Origin of the sequence: Variovorax sp. RTB1 (genome assembly GCF_035018765.1) — a bacterium.
Classification (GTDB): domain Bacteria; phylum Pseudomonadota; class Gammaproteobacteria; order Burkholderiales; family Burkholderiaceae_C; genus Variovorax.
Map to the genome: position 1 here is coordinate 21,991 of NZ_JASJXG010000054.1, position 6,709 is coordinate 28,699.

At 62.4% G+C, this 6,709-nt stretch carries 7 protein-coding genes and 1 tRNA gene; all 8 read left to right on the top strand.

Features of this window, described 5'->3' with window-relative positions; translation table 11 throughout:
* Positions 1-52 precede the first annotated feature (52 nt).
* Entirely contained in the window at positions 53-1,060 is a 1,008-nt protein-coding gene (locus QN397_RS23080) for a serine/threonine protein kinase (RefSeq protein ID WP_187052965.1), read from the top strand.
* Positions 1,057-1,962 carry a PP2C family protein-serine/threonine phosphatase gene (locus tag QN397_RS23085; RefSeq protein WP_187052964.1) on the top strand — a complete coding sequence of 302 codons (906 nt, stop codon included), beginning with the start codon at positions 1,057-1,059 and terminating at the stop codon, positions 1,960-1,962. Before QN397_RS23080 ends, QN397_RS23085 begins: the two co-directional genes overlap by 4 nt.
* Positions 1,963-2,006: 44 nt before the next feature.
* Positions 2,007-2,738: a ribonuclease PH gene (gene rph / locus QN397_RS23090; protein WP_323502012.1), complete on the top strand. Its 732-nt coding sequence runs from the start codon at positions 2,007-2,009 to the stop codon at positions 2,736-2,738.
* 43 nt (positions 2,739-2,781) lie between these two features.
* Positions 2,782-3,378 (top strand): RdgB/HAM1 family non-canonical purine NTP pyrophosphatase, encoded by a 597-nt coding sequence (gene rdgB / locus QN397_RS23095; RefSeq protein WP_323502013.1) that lies wholly within the window; start codon positions 2,782-2,784, stop codon positions 3,376-3,378.
* A 110-nt stretch (positions 3,379-3,488) separates the two neighbouring features.
* Positions 3,489-4,682 carry a radical SAM family heme chaperone HemW gene (hemW, locus tag QN397_RS23100; protein ID WP_323502016.1) on the top strand — a complete coding sequence of 398 codons (1,194 nt, stop codon included), beginning with the start codon at positions 3,489-3,491 and terminating at the stop codon, positions 4,680-4,682.
* A gap of 8 nt (positions 4,683-4,690) precedes the next feature.
* Positions 4,691-5,395 carry a TetR/AcrR family transcriptional regulator gene (locus QN397_RS23105; RefSeq protein WP_323502014.1) on the top strand — a complete coding sequence of 235 codons (705 nt, stop codon included), beginning with the start codon at positions 4,691-4,693 and terminating at the stop codon, positions 5,393-5,395.
* 37 nt (positions 5,396-5,432) lie between these two features.
* A tRNA-Ser gene (locus QN397_RS23110) sits at positions 5,433-5,520 on the top strand.
* Between the two features lie 89 nt (positions 5,521-5,609).
* Positions 5,610-6,653, top strand: coding sequence for a DUF6538 domain-containing protein (locus tag QN397_RS23115; RefSeq protein ID WP_323502015.1), 1,044 nt, complete (start codon positions 5,610-5,612; stop codon positions 6,651-6,653).
* The last annotated feature ends 56 nt before the right edge of the window (positions 6,654-6,709 follow it).

Here is a 6,709-nt window from a genome sequence, read left to right on the forward strand (position 1 = left end):
CGGCACGACGTTCGCTTGCCGCACCATCGCCTTCGGGCGAAACTCCCGGATTATGTCAAAGGTCAAACCTTCGCCCCTGCTGCCCGACACCATCATCGGCGGCTACCGCGTGATCCGCCGTCTTTCAGCGGGCGGCTTCGGCGTGGTCTATCTGGCCGTCGACCACAGCGGCCAGCAAGTCGCCATCAAGGAATACCTGCCGTCGTCTCTAGCGACCCGCGGCATGGGCGAGCTGGCGCCGCAGGTGTCGCCCGAGAAGCTGTCGCTGTACCGGCTGGGGCTTAAAAGCTTCTTTGAAGAAGGCCGATCGCTGGCGCAAATTTCCCACGCGTCGGTCGTTAGCGTGCTCAATTTCTTTCGCGAGAACGAGACCGTTTACATGGTCATGAACTACCTGGAGGGCGCAACCCTCCAGGACTTCATCGTGACCGCGCGCGACCTGAAGAAGCAGAAAGTATTCAGGGAGTCGACCATCCGGTCGTTGTTCGATGAGATCCTGCGCGGTCTGCGCATCGTGCATCAGCACAAAATGTTGCATCTGGACATCAAGCCCGCCAACATTTTCGTGACCGATGACGACCGCGCCGTGATGATCGACTTTGGCGCTGCGCGTGAAGTGCTCAGCAAAGAAGGCAATTTCATCCGACCGATGTACACACCCGGCTTCGCCGCTCCCGAAATGTACCGCCGCGACTCTTCGATGGGTCCGTGGACCGACATCTACGCCATTGGCGCCTGTATCTATGCCTGCATGCAGGGCTACCCGCCGAACGACGCGCCGCAGCGCATCGAAAAAGACCGGCTCGGCCTCTCGCTTTCGCGGCTGCGCGGCATCTATTCAGACAACATGATCGAGGTTGTCGAATGGTGCATGTCGCTCGACCCGCTGTCGCGCCCCCAGTCGGTGTTCGCGCTGCAAAAAGAGCTGAGCCGTGAAGGCGAGCGTCACTACACCAAGCTCACCGTGGGCGAAAAGGTTCGCCTTTCCATTGACAACATGCGCTCCTTCGACAAGAAGGGGCTGCCGAAGGCGGCCGCGCCAACCACGCGACCCGCATGAAGTTCTCTGTATTCCAGGTTAGCCGCAAGGGCGGCCGTCTCAAAAACGAAGACCGCATGGGCTACTGCTACACGCGGGAGTCCGGCCTGTTCGTGCTGGCCGACGGCATGGGCGGCCATCCCGAGGGCGAAGTGGCGGCGCAGCTTGCGCTGCAAACCATCGCGGCGTTGTATCAGCGCGAGGCACGGCCCATCGTCAAGGACGTCAAGGCCTTCCTGACCTCGTCGGTCATGGCCGCGCACCAGCAAATCATGCGGTACGCAGGCACCAAGGCAATGCTCGACACGCCGCGTACGACCGTGGTGGCCGCGGTGCTGCAAGGCACCACGGCCACGTGGATCCATTGCGGCGACTCGCGCCTCTACGTGGTCCGAGACGGCACATTGCTGATGCGTACCCGAGACCATTCCCATGCAGAGCGTCCCCGCGCCAACGCGGGCAACGAGCCGGTCAATCGCAACCTCTTGTTGACCTGCCTGGGCTCGCCCACGGCACCGCTGTTCGACATCTCGCCGCCCCTGCAATTGCAGCGTGGCGACCGCATCATGTTGTGCTCCGATGGCGTTTGGGGTGTGCTCGACGACGCTGTCATCGTGCACACGCTGTCATCCGGCAAGCCGGTGTCCGATGCTGCTCCCGACCTCGCTGAAATGGCATTGCGCAACGGCGGCAGCCACAGCGACAACGTCACCCTTATCGCCCTGGAGTGGGAGTTGCCCGACGCACCGGGCTACGAGCGCGGCGTGTCGACCGACAGCGTCGGCGACGGCGTCTTCGCCTCGACCATTCAGGCGGGCATGCCGTCGGACAGCGAACTCGATGACCTCGACGACGATGCCATCGAGCGTTCCATCGCCGAGATCAACGAAGCCATCCGCCGTTCCGCTTCACGCAAGACCTGAGTTGGCGCACGCCGGCTTTCCATACTTTTTTCTTCGGGTTTCACATGACTGCTTTCACACGAAGCGGCGGCCGCGCCGCCGACGCCCTGCGCCCCGTGCGCATCACGCGCGGCTTCACGATCCATGCCGAAGGCTCGGTACTGATCGAGTTCGGCCAGACTCGCGTGCTCTGTACGGCGTCCGTCGAAGAGCGCGTGCCGCCGCACAAGAAGGGCAGTGGCGAAGGATGGGTCACCGCCGAATACGGCATGTTGCCGCGCGCGACGCACACCCGCAGCAGCCGTGAAGCAGCCAAGGGCAAGCAAACCGGCCGCACGCAGGAAATCCAGCGCCTCATCGGCCGCTCGATGCGCGCGGTGTTCGACCTGGCTGCCTTGGGCGAACGAACCATCCATCTCGATTGCGACGTGCTGCAGGCCGATGGCGGCACGCGCACCGCCGCCATCACCGGCGCCTTCGTCGCCGCGCAGGATGCGGTCGACAAGTTGCTGGCGTCCGGCGCGCTGAAGGCCTCGCCCATCAAGGGCCACGTGGCCGCCATTTCGGTCGGCATCGTCGAAGGCACGCCCCTGCTCGATCTGGAATACATCGAAGACTCGACCTGCGATACCGACATGAACGTCGTGATGACCGGCGCCGGCCATTTCGTCGAAGTGCAGGGTACGGCCGAAGGCGCAGCGTTTTCGCGCGACGAGATGAACCAACTGCTCGCCCTCGCAGAAAAGGGCATCGGCGAGCTGATCGTCATGCAGCAGCAGGCCCTGTCGTCCAAGTGATTGCTTGACTGATCCCGGCCCATTCGCCGCAGATCCTTTGCCTATGAAACTCGTACTGGCTTCAAATAACGCAGGCAAGCTCGCCGAACTTCAAATCCTGCTGGCGCCGCTGAGCGTGACGTTGGTGCGGCAGTCGGAGCTGGGTGTCGATGAAGCCGAAGAGCCGTTTCGCACCTTCGTCGAGAACGCGCTCGCCAAGGCGCGCCATGCTTCAGCGGTGACCGGGTTGCCGGCGGTCGCCGACGATGCCGGTCTCTGCGTCGAAGCATTCGGCGGCCTTCCAGGTGTCGACACCGCTTTCTACGCGACGCAGTTCGGCTACGCCAAGGGCGACGACAACAACGTGCGTGCGCTGCTCGAGCAGATGGCCGACATCGACGACCGCCGCGCTGCGCTGGTCAGCACGCTGGTGGCGCTGCGCAGTGCCGAAGACCCCGAGCCGCTGATCGCCATCGGTCGCGCGCCTGGCGAAATCACCCGCGCGCCCATCGGCGCCAACGGCTTCGGCTTCGACCCGGTAATGTTTCTGCCGCAGCTCGGCAAGACCTTCGCCGAGTTGACGGCCGAGCAGAAAAACGCTCACAGCCATCGCGGCCAAGCAGCGCGGGCGATGCTTCAATTGATGCGCGAGCGTTGGTGACTGCAACGCCGCCGCTACCGCCGACGACACCGGACGACCCCGTGATCATCCCCATCGAAGCAGCCGCAGCGTCTGCCAATGCGCCGCACGCCAACGATGTGCTGCACCTGATGCGCCCTGGCCCGCTGCAACTCGCCGCGCTGCCGCCCCTGTCGCTCTACGTGCATCTGCCATGGTGCCTGCGCAAATGCCCCTATTGCGACTTCAACTCGCACGAGTGGCGCGCCGGCAAAAGCAGCGCCGACAGCACTGCCGACATCCCCGAGCAGCGCTACCTGGATGCGTTGGTCGCAGACCTGGATGCCGCGCTGCCGCTGATCTGGGGCCGTACCGTTCACACGATATTCATCGGCGGCGGCACTCCCAGTCTTTTCTCGCCCGACGCAATCGACCGTCTGCTCGGCGACCTGCGCGCGCGCCTGAAGCTCGCGCCCGACTGCGAGATCTCGATGGAAGCCAACCCCGGCACCTTCGAGCGCGACCGCTTTCGCGCCTACCGAGCCGCAGGCGTCACACGCCTGTCGATCGGTGTGCAGAGCTTCAACGACACGCACCTTAAGGCGCTCGGCCGAGTACACGACGGAGCGCAGGCAATTGCAGCGGTCGAGGAGGCCGCCAGCGCCTTCGATACTTTCAACCTCGACCTGATGTACGCGCTCCCAGGCCAGACGCTGGAGCAGCTCGATGCCGATCTGCAGCAGACGCTGGCCCTTGCGCCGCCGCATCTGTCGGTCTATCACCTGACGATCGAGCCCAACACTTACTTCGCGAAGTTTCCGCCGGTGATCCCGGAAGACGACGATGCCTACGCGATGCTGGACCGCATCACCGAGCGCACCGGCCAACTCGGCCTGGCGCGCTACGAAGTTTCTGCCTACGCACGCGAAGGTCACCGCTGCGCCCATAACCTCAATTACTGGCAGTTCGGTGACTACCTCGGCATAGGAGCCGGGGCGCACAGCAAGCTGAGCTTTGCACATCGCGTCGTGCGTCAAGTGCGCCTGCGCGAGCCGCGCCGCTACATGGACGGTGCGCTGGCCGGCGCCGCAGTAGCGCAGAGCGAAGACGTCGCCATTGCCGACCTGCCATTCGAATTCATGCTGAACGCACTGCGCCTGAAAGAAGGCTTTGCGCTGGCGCAATTTGGCGAGCGCACCGGCCTCGCCACCACGGCGATCCAGCGTGGAATGGAGGAGGCCGAGCGCAAGGGTTTGATCAAGCGCGATCTGCGCCATGTATGGCCGACCGAACGTGGGCTCGACTTTCTGAGCGATTTGCAGACAATGTTTCTCCCACCAGCCTGAGGATTGCCATGCTGCACTTCGAGTCTCTGGACGCCAAAAGGCGACCCCGCGGCCGACCCAGCGCCTTGCAGGCCGCAGAGTTGCGCGAATCTTTCCTGGCCGCCGCGTTGCAGTCGTTTTTGGACAAGGGCTATGCAGCGACCAGTATCGAGGCCATTGCCCGCGATGCCGGCGTTGCCAAGATCACCATCTACCGACAGTTCGAGAACAAGGAGGCGCTGTTCCACGAGGTCGTGCACAGGGCGGTCGGCAATGCGCGCAACACCATGCACGCCACCGTCGTGCGGGAAGGCGCCGATGAGCGCGAGCTGTTGCTCGACCTGGTCGAGCGCATGTACCTCGGCGCGACAGAGCCGGAAACTCTGGCGCTACTCCGGCTGGTGATCGCGGAGGCCGTCCGCTTTCCGGAACTGGCCAAGTCGCTCTACGCTGAGAACAGCTACGTGCTCGGCCCTGTGGTCGACTACCTTACCGAGGCGCATCGCTCCGGTCGCCTCAACGTGCCGTCGCCTGAGCTCGCGGCAGTGCAACTGTCGACACTGGCCTTTGGCGGCGTGCGCTTTTTCATCTCGAAACCGTTGGCCGGTTCCGCCGAACGGCGGCTCTGGGCCGAGGGCATCGTCGATCTGGTGCTGCAAGGCTGGTCGCCTCGATCTGCACTCGATCTGGCGTCGAATCCGATGCCCGACGGCATGTCCGCAATCAACGCTTAAAATCGGTCACGTGTCCGGTGCAACGCCGGGCGTCTGCGGAGAGTTGGGTGAGTGGTTTAAACCAGCAGTCTTGAAAACTGCCGACGTGAAAGCGTCCGTGAGTTCGAATCTCACACTCTCCGCCAGGCTTGTCCCGACCCGCGTGGGTGCCAATGGTTGTTGATTTTGTTGATCTTTTTCGTCTTTGCTACGGAAGAGTGCTACGGAATCGACAATGGCTCAGACACCTTACTTGGTCCTTCGGGGCAATACGTTCTACTTCCGCATCGACGTTCCTTCTGCACTTCGCGTCAAGGTTGGAGCACGGGAGATCGTGAGAACGCTCTCTACACAGGACCGCCGAGTCGCTGTGCCTCGGGCACTCGAACTCGGCGCCATCGCCCATCAACTATTCACGCGGCTCCGTGACCCTTACATGACCGATTACGCGATGATGCAGCTGCTTGAGCAGGCCAGGCGGAAGCTCCGCTCGGACCTACGTGCAGACGAAGCAGAAGACGACCTTGCTGATGCTCATCGGCAGCGGTTGCGTGAGGTGGGCCAGGCTCGCCTAGAAGCTGAGAACGGGGCGCTCCGGGACGTTTTGTCCCGACAAGCACCACCCCTAGCCGCGCCTTCGTATGTGAACGCTACAGCCCCTCTGAGCCCTGTTGCTGAAGCGGTGGCAGTAGTGAAGCTGAGCGAGGTCATCAATCATTTCTTGAAAACCTTCGACGCCGACAAAAAGGCGATGATGAACAAGTTCAACACTGTCATGCCGCTGCTTCTAGCGAAAGTGGGCGACAAGGCAATCAGATCGCTACGTCAGACCGACCTCAACGATTTTTTTGCCTTTGTGTGCAAGTTGCCGCCCAGGTGGTCGGACGTGGTGAAGCAACGCAAAATCAACGTTCTCAAGCTCGCGGCTGAAGCGACACCTCAAACGGTCACGATTGCGAAAAAGACGTTCGAGAGCACTTACGTCGCCGCTGTAAGCCTACTGCTAGTTTCAGCGCGTCGAGATTGGGCGGACGACGGGTTCCCGATCGGCATCACCATCAAGGGCGCCTCGTACACAGGTACGCAAAAGGACGCGGGCAAGAAGCAGCGCGCCTTCACCACCGCAGAGCTGGAGCGGCTTTTTCACGGTCCTGAGCTCATCGCGTTTAGGATGGCACCAAGCGAAGAACACAAATTCTGGCTCCCTGCGATTGGGTTGTGTACCGGCGCGCGTGTGAACGAGATTTGCCAACTCAACCTGAATCGCCCCGGTTTTTGAGGAGGCTCAACACTCTGAGAGGATTGAGCCATGAACAAGTCGAACAAGTTCTCACC

Excerpts from the sequence above, each read along its gene's own strand:
- QN397_RS23080 (WP_187052965.1), top strand. The coding sequence starts at position 53 with ATGTCAAAGGTCAAACCTTCGCCCCTGCTGCCCGACACCATCATCGGC.
- QN397_RS23085 (WP_187052964.1), top strand. The coding sequence starts at position 1,057 with ATGAAGTTCTCTGTATTCCAGGTTAGCCGCAAGGGCGGCCGTCTCAAA.
- rph (WP_323502012.1), top strand. The coding sequence starts at position 2,007 with ATGACTGCTTTCACACGAAGCGGCGGCCGCGCCGCCGACGCCCTGCGC.
- rdgB (WP_323502013.1), top strand. The coding sequence starts at position 2,782 with ATGAAACTCGTACTGGCTTCAAATAACGCAGGCAAGCTCGCCGAACTT.
- hemW (WP_323502016.1), top strand. The coding sequence starts at position 3,489 with ATGCGCCCTGGCCCGCTGCAACTCGCCGCGCTGCCGCCCCTGTCGCTC.
- QN397_RS23105 (WP_323502014.1), top strand. The coding sequence starts at position 4,691 with ATGCTGCACTTCGAGTCTCTGGACGCCAAAAGGCGACCCCGCGGCCGA.
- QN397_RS23115 (WP_323502015.1), top strand. The coding sequence starts at position 5,610 with ATGGCTCAGACACCTTACTTGGTCCTTCGGGGCAATACGTTCTACTTC.